This window comes from Pseudomonas sp. GW456-L12 (assembly GCF_059424045.1).
The window spans coordinates 96,530-111,373 of record NZ_JBWKZA010000003.1; the positions used below are offsets into that span (position 1 = coordinate 96,530).

The following is a 14,844-nucleotide window of genomic DNA, read 5'->3' on the forward strand; positions in this document are numbered from 1 at the left end:
AAAAATGCAGCGCCAGCACAGACGCCATCGCGGGCAAGCCTCGCTCCTACAGAAGCTTGTAAAAAGTGACCCGCCGTAAGGGCGGAACCATAAGCCGCCGTGACCGCAGGAATGGATATGTACCCCGTCCAAAAAATGCAGCGCCAGCACAGACGCCATCGCGGGCAAGCCTCGCTCCTACAGAAGCTTGTAAAAAGTGACCCGCCGTCAGGGCGGAACCATAAGCCGCCGTGACCGCAGAAACGGATATGTACCCCGTCCAAAAAATGCAGCGCCAGCACAGACGCTATCGCGAGCAAGCTTCGCTCCTACAGGTCGGTGTCATACCGAGAAATCGTGGCTACCGCAGTAACCCCCATGCAGGCCACCACCCTATGCCACTGCTCAAATCGCGGATTCAGGTTTAGCGGGCGCTAGCGCCCGATCGCAGCCTGCGGCAGCGGCTACAGAGTCCGCGGTGTTACCTATGTGCTTGAACGAATCTGCTACCCATGTGGGTGAACCAGTCCCCAACAAAGGACCATTAGCGCGGGGATCCATAGGTATACCAGCCAGCACCACCAGTGACGCCACCACCGTCATCGCGAGCAAGTTCGCTCCTACAGGGTGGAAGCGTGGGGCCGGGGCTCTGCCCTGGTGGATCGCAAGCATTATTGCAATCCCCACAACAGCTCATTACAAAAGATAGCTAGCTAACTATCAAGACTTCTTATTACCCTCCGATCTCCAGCCAAATACTGTCCGCGGGGCTCTAGCCTGCCTATGCGGACAGCATCGATTACTGATGAGGTCACCCATGGAACCAGGCAGTTATCAATTGAGCATGAGCGTGCTCATGACGCCCGACAAAGCCAATTTCTCCGGCAACGTGCACGGCGGCGCCCTGCTGAAGCTGCTCGACGAGGTGGCCTTCGCCTGTGCCAAGCGCTATGCCGGGCGCTATGTGGTCACGCTGTCGGTGGATCAGGTGATCTTCAAGGAGCCGATCCATGTCGGCGAACTGGTGACCTTCCTCGCCTCGGTCAATTACACCGGGCGCACCTCGATGGAGGTCGGGGTCAAGGTGATGACCGAGAACATCCACGAACGCACGGTGCGCCACACCAACAGTTGCTACTTCACCATGGTCGCCGTCGACCCCGACGGGCGCCCGCACCCGGTGCGCGCCTTCGTGCCGGAAACCGCCACCGAACAACGCCGCTACGCCCAGGGCTTGCTGCGCAAACAGCAGCGCCAGGAGCTGCAGGAGCGCTATCGGCAGATCCGCAACTCGGATTGAACCCGCCCTGCCCACCTGAACCCATGTCTTGCGATTTGCCCAAGGAACGACCATGAAGATATCGCTGCTCAGTCGCTACGCGACCCTGATCCTTTGCCTTGCCCTTACCTTGTTCGGCCTGTTGTATTGGCCCGCCAGCCCCTGGGGCCAGGGGCTGATCGTGCTGGCCGGGGTGCTCAGCCTGGTCGGCCTCAACGACCTGCTGCAAAGCCACCATGCGGTGCGCCGCAACTACCCGGTCATCGGCAATATCCGTTACCTGATCGAGTCGATTCGCCCGGAGATCCGCCAGTACCTGCTGGAAGGCGACGACGAGAAGCTGCCCTTCTCCCGCTCGCAACGCTCGATGGTCTACGCCCGCGCCAAGAACCAGCCCGCGGAGAAGGCCTTTGGCACCTTGGCCGACGTCTATCAGCCCGGCTTCGAATTCATCAGCCACTCCATGGTCCCGGGCGACGCCTGCGACCCCAGCCAGTTCCGCGTGGTGGTCGGCGGGCCGGATTGCCTGCAGCCCTACAGCGCCTCGGTGTTCAACATCTCGGCCATGAGCTTCGGCGCGCTGAGCGCCAACGCCATCCGCGCCCTGAACAAAGGCGCCAGGCTCGGTGGCTTCGCCCACGACACCGGGGAAGGCAGCATCAGCCCCTATCACCAGGAATTCGCCGGCGACCTGATCTGGGAAATCGGCAGCGGCTACTTCGGTTGCCGCACCCTGGACGGCCATTTCGATGCCCAGCGCTTCTCCGAGCAGGCCAGCCATCCGCAGGTGAAGATGATCGAGATCAAGCTCAGCCAGGGCGCCAAGCCGGGGCATGGCGGCATCCTGCCCAAGCACAAGGTCACCGCTGAAATCGCCAAGACCCGAGGCGTGCAGATGGGCCACGACTGCGTGTCGCCGGCGCGGCACTCGGAGTTCAGCACGCCCCTGCAACTGCTGGAATTCATCGTCAAGCTGCGCAACCTGTCCGGTGGCAAGCCGGTGGGCTTCAAGTTCTGCGTGGGTCATCCCTGGGAGTTCATGGCCATCGTCAAGGCCATGCTCGAGACCGGCATCCAGCCGGACTTTATCGTGGTCGACGGCAAGGAAGGCGGCACCGGCGCCGCGCCTCGCGAGTTCACCGACAACATCGGCATGCCCATGCGCGAGGGCCTGCTGTTCGTGCATAACACCCTGGTCGGCGCCGGCCTGCGCTCACAGATCAAGCTGGGCGCCAGCGGCAAGGTGATCAGTGCCTTCGACATCGCCAGCGTGCTGACCATCGGCGCCGACTGGGTCAATGCCGCGCGCGGTTTCATGTTCGCCATCGGCTGCATCCAGTCGCAAAGCTGCCACACCAACAAATGTCCCACCGGCGTCGCCACCCAGGACCCGCTGCGCCAGAAAGCGCTGCAGGTCACGGACAAGGCCGAGCGGGTGCACAACTTCCATCGCAACACCCTGGTCGCCCTCGGCGAAATGCTCAGCGCCGCCGGCCTCGACCACCCGGCGCAGTTGCAGGCCAAGCACCTGGTACGGCGCCTGACCACCACCGAGGTCCGGCTGTTCTCGCAGATCCACGTGTTCCTCGAACCCGGCGAGCTGCTGCAACGCCCCATCAGTTCGGAGTTCTACGCGCGCATGTGGAACATGGCCCAGCCCCACAGCTTCGCGCCACTGGCCGTGGCCGCGCCGTCCAAGGCCGAGCGGCTGACGCCGGCTTAGATTGAGGTTGCAGCCGCCGGCGCCATCGCGAGCAAGCTCGCGCCTACAAAGGCTCGGGTACGGCGCTGCCATCGCGGCCACTACCGAACCTGTAGGAGCCAGCTTGCTGGCGATGCAAGCGCCGCGGTGGGTCAGATGCACCGCCATCGCGAGCAAGCTCGCTCCTACCGTTACGGGCGGAAGAACTCCCCGGGCGTGGCATCGAACTGCTGGCGGAACGCCGCGATGAAGGCTGAGGTCGAGTCGTAGCCGCAGGCCAGTGCCACATCCGTCACCCGCTCGCCGTTCTCCAGGGGCGTCAGGGCGCCCAGCAGGCGCAGGCGCTGGCGCCAGGCGCGGAAGGTCAGGCCGGTGTCCCGCAGGAACAGGCGGCTCAGGGTTTTCTCCGTCACCCCCAGTTTCTCGCTCCACTGCCCCAGGGTGGTCGGCTGGTCCGGGTGCGCTTGCAGGCTGCGGTAGATCTGTCGCAGGCGCGGGTCCTGGGGCAACGGCAGCATCAAGTCCAGTTGCGGCGCGGCGGCCAGTTGATCCAGCAGGACCTGGGCCAGGCGCCCGTCGGCGCCATCTTCGGCGTATTCCACCGGCAGCTCGCTGAAGGCGCGGATCAATTCGCGCAGCAGGCTGCTCACCGCCAGCACCTGGCAGGTTTCGCCGGCCCAGGCGGTGACGCGGCAATCCAGGTACAGACTGCGCATTTCAGTGCGCGGTGAGCTGAACACCTTGTGCGGCATGCCAGCGGGAATCCACACCGCCCGTTGCGGCGGGGCGATGAAACGCCCGGCGCTGGTCTGCACTTCCAGCACGCCCTGGATGGCGTAGGACAATTGCACCCAAGGGTGGCTGTGGCGCCGGGTCAGCGCCCGGTTGGGCAGCGATTCGGTGCGCCCGTACACCGGTCGAGGCAGGCTCGGCAGACCGGGAATACTGCGTTGGACGATCTTTTCATGTCCTTTAGGCGGCATTTACTGGCTCATTGGCGTTAGTCGGCAGTCCATCATCACGTTAGAGTCGGCCAACCGCTCTGGCAACCCTTGGATGGTCCCATTATGAGTCGCTCACGTCTTTTGCCCGACAATTTCACCCTGACCCTGATCGGCGTGGTGCTGCTGGCCAGCTTCCTGCCGGCCAGCGGCCAGGTGGCGCTAGGCTTCGGCTGGCTGACCAACGCCGCCATCGCCCTGCTGTTCTTCCTCCACGGCGCCAAGCTGTCGCGCGAGGCGATCATTGCCGGGGCCGGCCACTGGCGCCTGCACCTGCTGATCTTCAGCCTGACCTTCGTGCTGTTCCCGATCCTCGGGCTGGCGCTCAAACCGCTGCTGTCGCCGCTGATCGGCAACGACCTGTACCTGGGCATGCTCTACCTCTGCGCCCTGCCCGCCACCGTGCAGTCGGCGATTGCCTTCACCTCCCTGGCCCGGGGCAACGTGCCGGCGGCGATCTGCAGCGCCGCGGCGTCCAGCCTGTTCGGGATTTTCCTCACGCCGTTGCTGGTGACCCTGCTGCTGAATGTGCACGGCGATGCCGGCTCGACCGTGGATGCCATCGTCAAGATCAGCGTGCAATTGCTGCTGCCCTTTATCGCCGGGCAGATCGCCCGCCGCTGGATCGGTGCCTGGGTCGGCCGCAACAAGAACTGGCTGAAATTCGTCGACCAGGGCTCGATCCTGCTGGTGGTCTACGGCGCCTTCAGCGAGGCGGTGAACGAAGGCATCTGGCACCAGATCCCGTTGTGGAACCTGGCCGGGCTGGTCTTGGCCTGCTGCGTGCTGCTGGCGTTGGCGCTGCTGGCCTCCAGCCTGCTGAGCAAGCTGCTCGGCTTCAACCAGGAAGACCGCATCACCATCCTGTTCTGCGGCTCGAAGAAAAGCCTAGCCACCGGCGTGCCCATGGCCCAGGTACTGTTCGCCGGCAGCACCATGGGCGTGCTGATCCTGCCGCTGATGCTGTTCCACCAGATCCAGCTGATGGTCTGCGCGATGCTGGCCCAGCGTTACGCCAAACGCCCGGAATCGATCCCGGAACTGATGGCCCAGGTCGATCCCTGAGTGCGACTCCTGAACTGCATGTCGCCTTTGTAGGAGCGAGCTTGCTCGCGATAAATCGTCAACGAAAACGCGCTGCGCCTGACCGCCTCAGCTTCGCTGATCGCAAGCCATCGAGGGTCGAGCGGCTCCTCCTATAGATCCCTGTGACGGCGGTCAGTTGTATTTCGGACCGCCTTTCCACGGCGCGTATTCCACCAGCACACTGCCCCGCGCCAGCCCCTTGTCATCGAGTTTGAAGCCGGGCATCTGCCGCAGGTTCAGCTGCTTGCACTGCGCAGCCAGGCGCGCCTGCAGGTCGCTGTGTCGACCGGGCGCGGTCAATCTGTAGAAGCATCAGGTGGTTACTCTCGGGTGAAGCGGGGATTTGTGCTTTTGTCCGGGACGGCAAGCCGATAGCATAGCGCCACTTTTTTTGCCGGCCGGCAATCCTACATGGATGTTTTTATGCGTTTTCTGCTCCTACTTTGTGCCGCACCAACAAAAGATATGACTCTATGAGCGCTGTACAGGGTCGTCTTCTCGAACACTTCCTGCCATTACGAGAAGCAGAAGAAAAACTCCTCGCACGCTGCACCTTGGGCCAACTCACCCGGCTCGATAAAAGCACCCCAATCGAGGCGACAGAGCAAAACAGCATTCGAGCTAAGTTCCTGCGCTTCTTGATTTTGGGCGGGGACCATAACGTCAAGATTCACGAAAGTGGCATTTTGCTGAGCGGTGCCTACGTTGAAGGAGTTCTTAACCTCAAGTCGGCGACTATAACCAGCAACTTAAAACTCCGTCACTGTCGATTCGCAGAAAAGATTCTGCTGGCAAATTCACAAGTGCGAGGTCTTATCGACCTGTCTCACAGCGCGCTGCGTGGTCTCTCTGCAACGCTGCTTTCGATTGATGGAATATTGTGCTTCGACAAAGTGGCCTCTTCCGAAACCATCAACCTGCGAGACTCAAGAATTGGTGGCTCACTGCTGTTCAGAGGCAGCCAGCTCAATGGTCCTGACGGAGTCGCCTTCACCGCAGATAGGGCGGTAATCGAGGGCAGTGTGCGCTTACAAGACGACTTCCAAGCTATCGGTGAAGTTCGATTCTGCGGGGCAAACCTCAACAGTCAGTTGATCATCCAAAACAGTTATTTCCGCTGTATGGATCGGCTGACCTTAAACATCACCGACTCCACCACCAGAGGTGGTGTGTTCCTCTCTCCAGGTTTTAAATCAGAGGGCACTGTTCGTCTTACCAATGCTCGTATCGCAGGAACCCTAAGCCTCATGGGAGCTAGCCTGCAAGGACAAGGCGGAGCCTCGTTATCGGCAAAAAACCTCCAGGTTGAGCAAGAATTGCGCCTCACAAAACTGGAGACACCACTGGAATGGGTAATTCTTACCGATGCCAATGTCAAAACTCTGAATGATTCTCCCGACTCCTGGGGCGATCGCTTATATCTGAGCGGGTTTACCTACAGCAATCTGTTAACGACCAGGCCACTGACAGCACGGGACCGCATCCAGTGGCTCGATAAACAGAACCCGAGAGATGCAGGAACCGACGGAAAAAAAGGGGTTGCCAGTCAATTCAAGAAACAACCCTGGCAACAGATACAGAAAGTGTTTGAAGAGATGGGACGTACAGAGGAAGCCAATCAACTCGGCATGGAACTTGAGCGTCGATTGCACAAGGCTGGCCTGGCCGGTCGCTCGACCCTAGGTCCCCACCCTACGTTAGTGCACCACCTGTACGGCACCCTGCTCGGCTTCGGCTACAAGCCCATGCGCCTGGTTCTGTTCTTCTTTTTAACCTGGTTCTTTTGCGCAGCCTTTTATTGGTACGCGGCCTTGGAGCAAGCAGTCTTTGCCCCAAGCGACCCATTGGTTTTTCAACACGACGACTATCTCACCTGTCAGCCTGAACATAAGACCGCCTGGGCCAAACGCTTTCCTTCAAGACCCGAACCCCAGCCCGAAAAGCCCGAGGACGCCGGCAATTGGTATACCTGCGAGACACTCCGCGGCGAATACACCGGGTTCAGCCCATTGGGATACTCGCTGGATATCCTGCTGCCACTGATCGATCTGCAACAGGAAAAGTCCTGGGGACCGATGACTCCTACTCCCAAGAAGGACCCAATGGAAGAGTTCGACAACTTCACCTGGGGGCACTCGACCCGCTTGCTGGTCTGGATCGAAACGCTTATCGGCTGGGGCATCAGCCTGGTGCTGGTAGGTATGGCATCCGGACTGATACGCAAAAGAAACAATGAATAATGAACGGCCAGGCCAGACAATGGCCGGCTGTTTCAAACACTGAATGAACCCCACAAGGAAGCTTCACATGAGCGCCATCGGCAATTTTCTCTGGTTTATCCTCGGCGGCATTTTCATGGGCCTGTGCTGGTGGCTGTGGGGCATCCTGGCCTTTATCAGCATCGTCGGCATCCCTTGGGGCCGGGCCTGTTTCGTGATTGGCGCCTTCTCGTTCTTTCCGTTTGGCAAGGAGGCGATCAGCCGACGCGAGCTGAACAACAAGGACGATATCGGTACCAGTGGCCTGGGGGTGATCGGCAACGTGCTGTGGTTCGTGTTCGGCGGGATCTGGCTGGCGCTGGGGCATGTGATGTCGGCGCTGCTGTGCTTTATCACCATCATCGGCATTCCCTTCGGCATCCAGCACCTGAAGCTGGCGGGCATCGCCCTGGCGCCGATCGGCAAGACCATCGTGCGCAAGGAAGTGGCCGCCGCGGCGCGTACTTTCAATGCCCAGGATGCGGCGTTGAAACAGCGTCAGCCTGGCTGAAGCCCAGGCGCAGAGGTCTCGTCGAGGCCTCTGCTGCTGCGCATGTCGACCGGCATGCTCCGCGCGCTTACGCGCTCCGACAGCCGCCATCACGTATCTGCGGCGCCCTCAAGCGCGTAACCTGATCGCCAAGCCGCCCCACCTTGAACAAACCGCACCACAACGTTGAAGGACGCCCACACTGGCGCCCGCCGCGGTTGGACAAGTCCCACGCCCACTGCTTTCATTCAGCCCCGAGGCCCTGCGCAGTCCGCGCGCTCGCCAGGAGGCTTATCGCTCCCGTCCACCCGTTCACGTCCAAGGCCCGTAATGCTCAAGACCATTGAAGCGCAAGTGCTGAAACAGGCCACGCCGCCGGCCCTCAAGGCCGAGTTCGCCCAGTACGACTTCGAACGGCTGCACGGTTTCTGCCTGCTGATCTACGTCGCCAGCATCAGCATCTGGCTGCTGTTCAACCTGATCGTCAGCTTCCCCGGCAAGCAGGGCTTCACCCTGTACTCGATGGCGTTCCTGGTCGCCCTGGCGATCAACGCGATCATGCTGGCCTTCATCAAGAACGCCCGGTACTTCCAGTGGCTCAACCTGCTTTTCGTGCTGATCATCGGCGCGGGTATCCGCCTGGTGATCGAAGGCATGCCGCTGGACCTGCGCCCCGACTGGCTGATCCTCGGCGCCTCGAGCATTCTCTACAGCGCCTCGGTGCTGCCCCTGCGGCGCTGGTCGTTCTTCGCCACCCTCGTGCTGACCTGGGTGGTGCTCGACCCGTTCATCATGACCCAGACCTCGGTGCTGGAACTCAAGGGCGCCATGCTGCTGATCTACGCCCTGTTCCTCACCGCCCTGACCCTCTACAGCTTCATCAAGCTGCGCCAGGCCAAGCTGCACACCTACATCATGTCCAAGCTGTTGCTGGAACAGGCCTACAACGACAGCCTGACCGGCATCCCCAACCGCCGCTCGTTCATGGCCCGCGCCGGCGAGCAACTGGCGGCGCAGCCCCGGGAGCCTGACCACTACCTGGCGATGATCGACGTCGACAACTTCAAGAAAATCAACGACCTGTACGGCCATGACATCGGCGACGAGGTGCTCAAGCGGGTGGCCACGGATATCCGCACGGTCATGGCCGGCTTCGATTACGCGCGCCTGGGCGGCGAAGAGTTCGCCATCTACCTGGGCGGGGTACGGCGCGACGACGTCGAGCAACTGGCCGAACGCCTGTGCCAGGTGGTGCGCCAAGCCCGGGCCCGGTACCCGGTGACCGTCAGCATCGGCCTGGCCCGGGTCGAGGACGACGACAGCCTGAACCAGGCGCTGCTCAAGGCCGACAAGGCGCTGTACCAGTCCAAGCACACGGGCAAGGATCGCTACACCTTTCACCCATGACCCCTGCGGCAACGCACCAACGCGACCGGCCGATCAAATAAGATAAACTGCCGCCCTCTCTTGATCAGGCGCCCCCGTCATGCCCGCAGAGCACGCCCCCAAGCCCTATACCCTCCTGGCGATCGACGACGACCCGCAGTCGTTGATCGTGCTCTCGAAAACCCTGACGAGCGAATATGAAGTGCTGCTGGCGAAGAACAGCGAGCGTGGCCTGGCCCTGGCCCGCAGCGCCAGCCCCGACCTGATCATCCTCGATATCCTGATGCCCGAGATGGACGGCTTCCAGGTGCTCAGCGAACTCAAGAGCCACCCGGCGACCGCGGCCATCCCGGTGATTTTCCTGACCTCGCGCAGCAGCGTCGAAGACGAACGCCTGGGCCTGCTGCTCGGCGCCGCCGACTACATCGCCAAGCCGATTTCGCCGCCGGTGGTGCTGGCCCGGGTGGCGACGCAACTGGGTTACCGCGACAAACCCCTGCACAGCCCGCAACCGGCGGCCGAGCCCTCGGCCGGCAGCGACATGCGCGACGGCTTTATCGGCGCCCTGGCCTTGCAGCTGGCCGGCAACCCGCGGATCCGCCTCGAGGCGCTGCTCGACACCCTGTCGATCCTGCTCGACAGCGGCGTGACCCAGAGCGACCCCGCGGCGTTTCGCAGCGCCGCCTGCCTGGCCCTGATGGGCCTCAACCAGCCCGGCGGCAGCATCGGCCAGGCCCTGGCCCACAGCCGGGTGCTGATCGAGGAGATCCTCGCCCACGCCGACCCGGAAGACCGCATCCTCAACCTCGCCTGGAAAATCACCCATGCCGAGGCGCTGCTCCAGGGCGACCGCAGCCCGGCAAGCCTCGATCTCCCGCTCTCGGCCCGCCTTTTCGCCCTGGCGCTGGACTACCACCTGAGCCTGCTGCAACCCGGCGGCGACCTTCCCGGCCGGCACGCCCAGGCCATGGCGCGGATGTATGAACAGCCGGGGTTCGAGCAATGCATCGCCTGCGGCCCGGCGTCGCTCTCGGCGGCCTTGCTGAGTTCGTCACAGAGCTTTTTCGGCCCGTGAACGGACAGTGAGCCTTGCCCATGCCTAACCTCGCCGACCTGGAACTGTTCGTGCTGATTGCCGAGCTGCAGGGCCTGTCGCCCGCGGCGCGCATCATGTCGATCACCCCGGCCGCCGCCAGCCTGGCGCTCAAGCGCCTGGAAAACCGTCTCGGCGTGCGCCTGTTCACCCGCTCCACCCGCACCATGAAACTCACCCCCGAGGGCGTGCGTTACCTGGAAAGCGCGCAGCACGCCCTGAAGATCCTGGCCAACGGCAAGCGCTCGTTGACCCACGACGACGGCATGCTGGAGCTCACGGTGTCTTCCGACCTGGGCCGCAACCTGCTGCTGGAGCTGCTCGCCCGGCTCAAGCAGGAACGCCCGCGGCTGTATATCAAGCTGGCCCTGAGCGACAAGGAAGAGGACCTGCTCAAGGGCCGCTTCGACGCGGCGCTGCGCTACGGCAAAAGCCTGGCGCTGGACCTGGTCGAACTACCGGTGCTCAAGCAGCACCACTTCATCGCCTGCGCCGCGCCCGGCTACCTGGCCGAACATGGCACGCCCGAGTCGCCGGAACAGCTGAGCGAGCACGAGTGCATCATCTGCCACAGCATTGGCCGGCCAGAGAGCCGCTGGCGTTTCCACGCGCCGGGCCAGGTCGAGGATGTGCGGGTGCAGGGGCACTTCTGCTGCGACGATGGCGATGCCGCGCGGCGCTGGGCGGTGGCCGGCCACGGCGTGGTCTACCTGCCGCTGTTGAACGTGGTCGAGGACCTGCTCGCCGGGCGCCTGCTGCCCCTGCTCCCCGGCTGGCAGGCCGACGCCGCGCCGCTGAGCCTGGTGGTATCGCACCGCTCGCAAATCACCGAGTCGCTGCGGGCCCTGCACCAGTGCCTGGTGGAGCACTGCACGGACCGGATGGCCCGCTACCTCGAACTGACCCGCGCCGCGCGCTAGCCCTGGGCCACGCGCAACTCGACCAGCAGCGCATAGGCCTGCTGGAACTCCAGCCGGTAGATCCGCTCCTGAATCGCCCGCAGGGCACCGCTACGGCTCTGCTCGCACAACTCATCGATCAGCGCCAGGGCCTGCGCATTATGGTTGTGCAGCAGCTTGGCCAGTCGCTCCAGTTTTAACAGCTGCTCAGTGCCCAGTGCCTCGTTCTCCCGGACCGGAGGCTCGGCACCCGCCGTTGGCAAGCGCACCAGGCTGGCCAGCAGCGGTTCCAGGCACTGCGCCAGCTGGCGGATCAAGGGCACCAGGTCGGCCTGCCCGGCACACTGTTCCTCCAGTTCCCTGGCCGCCTGCCTGACCGCGGTGGCGCCGATGTTGCCGGCCGCCCCTTGCAGGCTGTGGGCCAGAAAGCCGATGGCCTGCAGGTCCTCGGTGGCATGGGCCAGCCACAGGCGCTCGATGACCTGCTGCTGGTCATCGCGAAAATCCGCCAGCAGCTTCTGGTGCAGCGCGAGGTCCTGGTTCACCACCGCCAGCCCCAGCGCCGAGTCGATGCCCTCGTAGCCCGGGGTCGAGACGCCGCTGGGCAGGCTTGTCGCAATCTCCCCCGCGGGCAGCTCCAGGTGCTTGATCCAGCGCACCAGGGTCCGATAGAAGGCCGTGACCTCCAGCGGCTTGCTCACCAGATCGCTCATGCCGGCGGCCAGCACCCGGCCCTGGATATCGGTCTGGCTGCTGGCGGTCACCGCGATGATCGGCAGCGAGCGCAGGTGCGGGTAACCGCGGATCTTGCGCGTGGTGCCGTAGCCGTCCATGACCGGCATCTGGCAATCCATCAGCACCCCGTCGAAGCGCCCGTCCTCGAGCAACCTCTGCAAGGCCTCGGCGCCGTTGGCGGCCAGCACCACCTGGACCCCGGCGCGCTGCAGCAGGCCCTGCAACACATCCTGGTTCAGCCGGTTGTCCTCGACCACCAGCACCCGCGTCCCCGCCAGCAATCGCGCATAGTCGTTGACCGTGCACAGCCCCGCCGCGCCCGCCACCGATGGCGTGGCCGGCGCGCTGCAACTCGCCGCGGGCAAGGCCTGCGGCCGCTGTTGCGGCACGTTCAACTGCACGGTGAATTTGAACACCGCGCCCTGCCCCGGCTTGCTGTGCACCCAGATGTCGCCCTGCATCATCTGCACGATTTTTTTCGAGATGGTCAGCCCCAGGCCGCTGCCGCCGTAACGCCGGCTGATCGACAGGTCGGCCTGGACAAAGGCATTGAACAGCCGCGCCTGCTGCTCGTCGCTGATGCCCACCCCGGTGTCGGTGACGCTGAAGCACAGCAGGGCCTTGTCGTTCCACTGACGCACCAGGCACACGCCGATGCACACATGCCCGGCCTCGGTGAACTTGATCGAGTTGTCCACCAGGTTGGTCAGCACCTGGGCCAGGCGCAGCGGATCGCCGACATAGCTGCGCGGCAGCAGGGCCGGAATGTCCAGGCGCAGCTGTAGCGCCTGTTCTTCCGCGCGCTGGCGCACCAGCAGCAACACATCGTCCACCAGTTCGCGCAGGTCGAAGCAGACCTGCTCCATGCTCAGCTTGCCGGCTTCGATCTTCGACAGGTCGAGCACGCCATTGATGGTGCCCACCAGGTTGCGCGCCGCGCGGTCGATCTTCTCGATGTAGTCGCGCTGCACCCGCTCCAGGGGCATGTCCTGCACCAGGTGGGCCATGCCGATGATCGCGTTCAGCGGCGTGCGGATTTCATGGGACATGCTGTCGAGAAACTCCGACTTGGCCTGGGTCGCCAGCTCGGCGTCGCGCCGCGATTGCTGGACCTGGGCTTCCACCGCCTTGCGCTCGCTGATGTCGAAAATCACCCCGTCCAGGTACTGCGGCACCCCGTCCACGACAATGGTCTGGCCCTTGTCGTAGACCCAGCGCACCTCCTGGCTGGCGGTGATGATCCGGTATTCGAGCATGTAGCTGGCGCTGCCCAGGCAGCCGGCAAAAATCTCCAGGTCGTCGGGGTGGACCAGGTCGCGATAGCTGTGCCCGGCGAGGAAATGCGCCGCCGCAAAACCGCTCAGGCCCTCGATGGCCTCGCTGACGAACACCATGGTCCGCGAGGCGTCCGGCAGGCTGCGAAACACCACCCCCGGAATGTTGGCGATCATTGATTGCAACTTGGTCTGGCTGTCGACGATCGACTGCTGCACCTCGACCGCCTGGGTGATGTCCTGCAGCACGCCGGTGACCCGCGTTGGAGTGCCATCGGCATCGCGCTGCATGACCCGGCCGATGTCCAGCACCCACAACCAGCGTCCGCTTTTGCTGCGCATGCGGTACTCGGCGCGGTACTCCTCGACTTCGTTGTTCAGGTGCGCCCTGAGCCTGGCCATGACCGGCTCATGGTCCTGGGGATGAACCAGGCAGGCCCAGCGATCCAGGCCATTGCCAAAGGTCTGGTCCAGCTCCTCCTTGCTGTAGCCGAGGATCCGCAGCCAGACATCGTTATTGATGACGATCCCCAGGCTGACGTTCCAGTCCCACAGCCCCAGCGCGCCGCTTTGCAGGGCCATGTCCAGGCGTCGCTCGCTTTGCTCGATCCGCGCCACGTCGGCCTTGTGCCGCCGGGCATCGGCCAGGCGCCGCAGGCCGCCCCACAGCAACAGCAGGAACACCACGGCGCTCAAGCCCTTGATCAGCAGCACCTGCTCGGCCGGCAGCACCGTATCCAGGTCGCCCAGGGTGACCAGGGTCCAGGGACCGCTGGGGTCGTTCCAGTCGAAATCGACCCGGGACAGGCTATAGCGCCGGCCGTCCAGCTTGACCTGCGGCTGATGGGCATCGAAGGGCAAGCGTTCGGGCACCCCGTGGGCGAACGGGTAGTCGCCGAACTGGCGGCGGATCTCGCCGCCGAATTCGCGCAGCGACCAGGCGCGATCGGCCTTGAGCAGAAAATCCGGGGTGCTGGCGGCCAGCACCACGCCGCTGGGCGACAGGATCATTTTCAGGTCGTCGCCATACTGCTTGCTCAGGCTGGTGTCGAGCATCTTGCCGTCGAAACGCGCCACCAGGACCCCGATCACCTGATCCTGGCGCGTGCGCGACTCGTAGACCGGGACCGCCATGTAGAACATGCGGGTGCCGGTGGTGACGCTGATCGCGCCATAGACGCTGCTGCCGCCGTTGAGCGCCACCTTGAAGTAGGGCCGGAAGGCCACATTCAGCCCCAGCGGCGCCTGGCCCTGGTGATCGTGGGCCGCCACCACCACCCCGTCGCGGTTGAGGACAAAGGCGTGGTTGGCGCCCACCACCATCGACAGCGTCTTCAACGGGATCGCCGCCTGCGCCATCAATTCTGCCGAGGGCTCGCGCTCCAGGATCACCCGTTTCAGCGAGGGGTTGTGGCGCCCCAGGATCGACAGCGCGCCAATGGCAAAACCGTCGGACTTCCACTGCTGCAGATCCGCGGCGTACTCCTGGGTCTGCATCTCGATACTGGCCTGGTAGACGTCCTCGACCTGCAGGCGGTAGTAGTTGCCCAGCGCCACCGCGGCACCGACCGCGAGCACCACGCCCAGGGCGTAGCAACACCGTCTGTGGCTGTCGAAGAAGTTGGTTAGCCTGTGCAACACCTCGCCCCTTTACCTGATAAA

The 14,844-nt window shown here is 63.6% G+C and carries 11 protein-coding genes; 8 read left to right on the forward strand and 3 right to left on the reverse strand.

Annotated features, from left to right (window positions below; translation table 11 throughout):
* The first annotated feature begins 796 nt into the window (after positions 1–796).
* On the forward strand, positions 797–1,279 hold the full coding sequence (locus AC07Y9_RS05180; RefSeq protein WP_007930527.1) for an acyl-CoA thioesterase: 483 nt from the start codon (positions 797–799) through the stop codon (positions 1,277–1,279).
* Positions 1,280–1,331: 52 nt separating this feature from the next.
* On the forward strand, positions 1,332–2,981 hold the full coding sequence (locus tag AC07Y9_RS05185) for an FMN-binding glutamate synthase family protein (protein WP_102679552.1): 1,650 nt from the start codon (positions 1,332–1,334) through the stop codon (positions 2,979–2,981).
* Positions 2,982–3,151: 170 nt separating this feature from the next.
* On the opposite strand, the gene AC07Y9_RS05190 is transcribed toward AC07Y9_RS05185, so the two are convergent.
* Positions 3,152–3,943 carry an AraC family transcriptional regulator gene (locus tag AC07Y9_RS05190; RefSeq protein WP_102679551.1) on the reverse strand — a complete coding sequence of 264 codons (792 nt, stop codon included), beginning with the start codon at positions 3,941–3,943 and terminating at the stop codon, positions 3,152–3,154.
* A gap of 84 nt (positions 3,944–4,027) precedes the next feature.
* Here AC07Y9_RS05190 and AC07Y9_RS05195 point away from each other — a divergent pair, with 84 nt between their 5' ends.
* Positions 4,028–5,026 carry a bile acid:sodium symporter family protein gene (locus tag AC07Y9_RS05195; protein ID WP_102679550.1) on the forward strand — a complete coding sequence of 333 codons (999 nt, stop codon included), beginning with the start codon at positions 4,028–4,030 and terminating at the stop codon, positions 5,024–5,026.
* A gap of 153 nt (positions 5,027–5,179) precedes the next feature.
* Here the strand turns inward: AC07Y9_RS05195 and AC07Y9_RS05200 are convergent, their stop codons facing one another.
* Complete coding sequence (locus tag AC07Y9_RS05200) at positions 5,180–5,347, reverse strand: hypothetical protein (RefSeq protein ID WP_158245984.1); 168 nt, start codon at positions 5,345–5,347, stop codon at positions 5,180–5,182.
* A 173-nt stretch (positions 5,348–5,520) separates the two neighbouring features.
* Here AC07Y9_RS05200 and AC07Y9_RS05205 point away from each other — a divergent pair, with 173 nt between their 5' ends.
* The 5 genes from AC07Y9_RS05205 (at position 5,521) to AC07Y9_RS05225 (ending at position 11,194) form a co-directional block, all read left to right on the forward strand.
* Positions 5,521–7,287 (forward strand): hypothetical protein, encoded by a 1,767-nt coding sequence (locus AC07Y9_RS05205; protein WP_102679549.1) that lies wholly within the window; start codon positions 5,521–5,523, stop codon positions 7,285–7,287.
* Between the two features lie 67 nt (positions 7,288–7,354).
* On the forward strand, positions 7,355–7,816 hold the full coding sequence (locus tag AC07Y9_RS05210) for a YccF domain-containing protein (RefSeq protein WP_009044436.1): 462 nt from the start codon (positions 7,355–7,357) through the stop codon (positions 7,814–7,816).
* Positions 7,817–8,125: 309 nt separating this feature from the next.
* Positions 8,126–9,202, forward strand: a complete 1,077-nt coding sequence (locus AC07Y9_RS05215; protein WP_102679548.1) for a GGDEF domain-containing protein — start codon at positions 8,126–8,128, stop codon at positions 9,200–9,202.
* Between the two features lie 79 nt (positions 9,203–9,281).
* Positions 9,282–10,256, forward strand: a complete 975-nt coding sequence (locus tag AC07Y9_RS05220) for a response regulator (protein WP_102679547.1) — start codon at positions 9,282–9,284, stop codon at positions 10,254–10,256.
* A 20-nt stretch (positions 10,257–10,276) separates the two neighbouring features.
* Positions 10,277–11,194 carry a LysR family transcriptional regulator gene (locus AC07Y9_RS05225; protein WP_007930496.1) on the forward strand — a complete coding sequence of 306 codons (918 nt, stop codon included), beginning with the start codon at positions 10,277–10,279 and terminating at the stop codon, positions 11,192–11,194.
* Here the strand turns inward: AC07Y9_RS05225 and AC07Y9_RS05230 are convergent.
* Complete coding sequence (locus AC07Y9_RS05230) at positions 11,191–14,760, reverse strand: PAS domain-containing protein (protein WP_102679571.1); 3,570 nt, start codon at positions 14,758–14,760, stop codon at positions 11,191–11,193. The two genes, AC07Y9_RS05225 and AC07Y9_RS05230, sit on opposite strands and share 4 nt — an antisense overlap.
* Positions 14,761–14,844 lie beyond the last annotated feature (84 nt).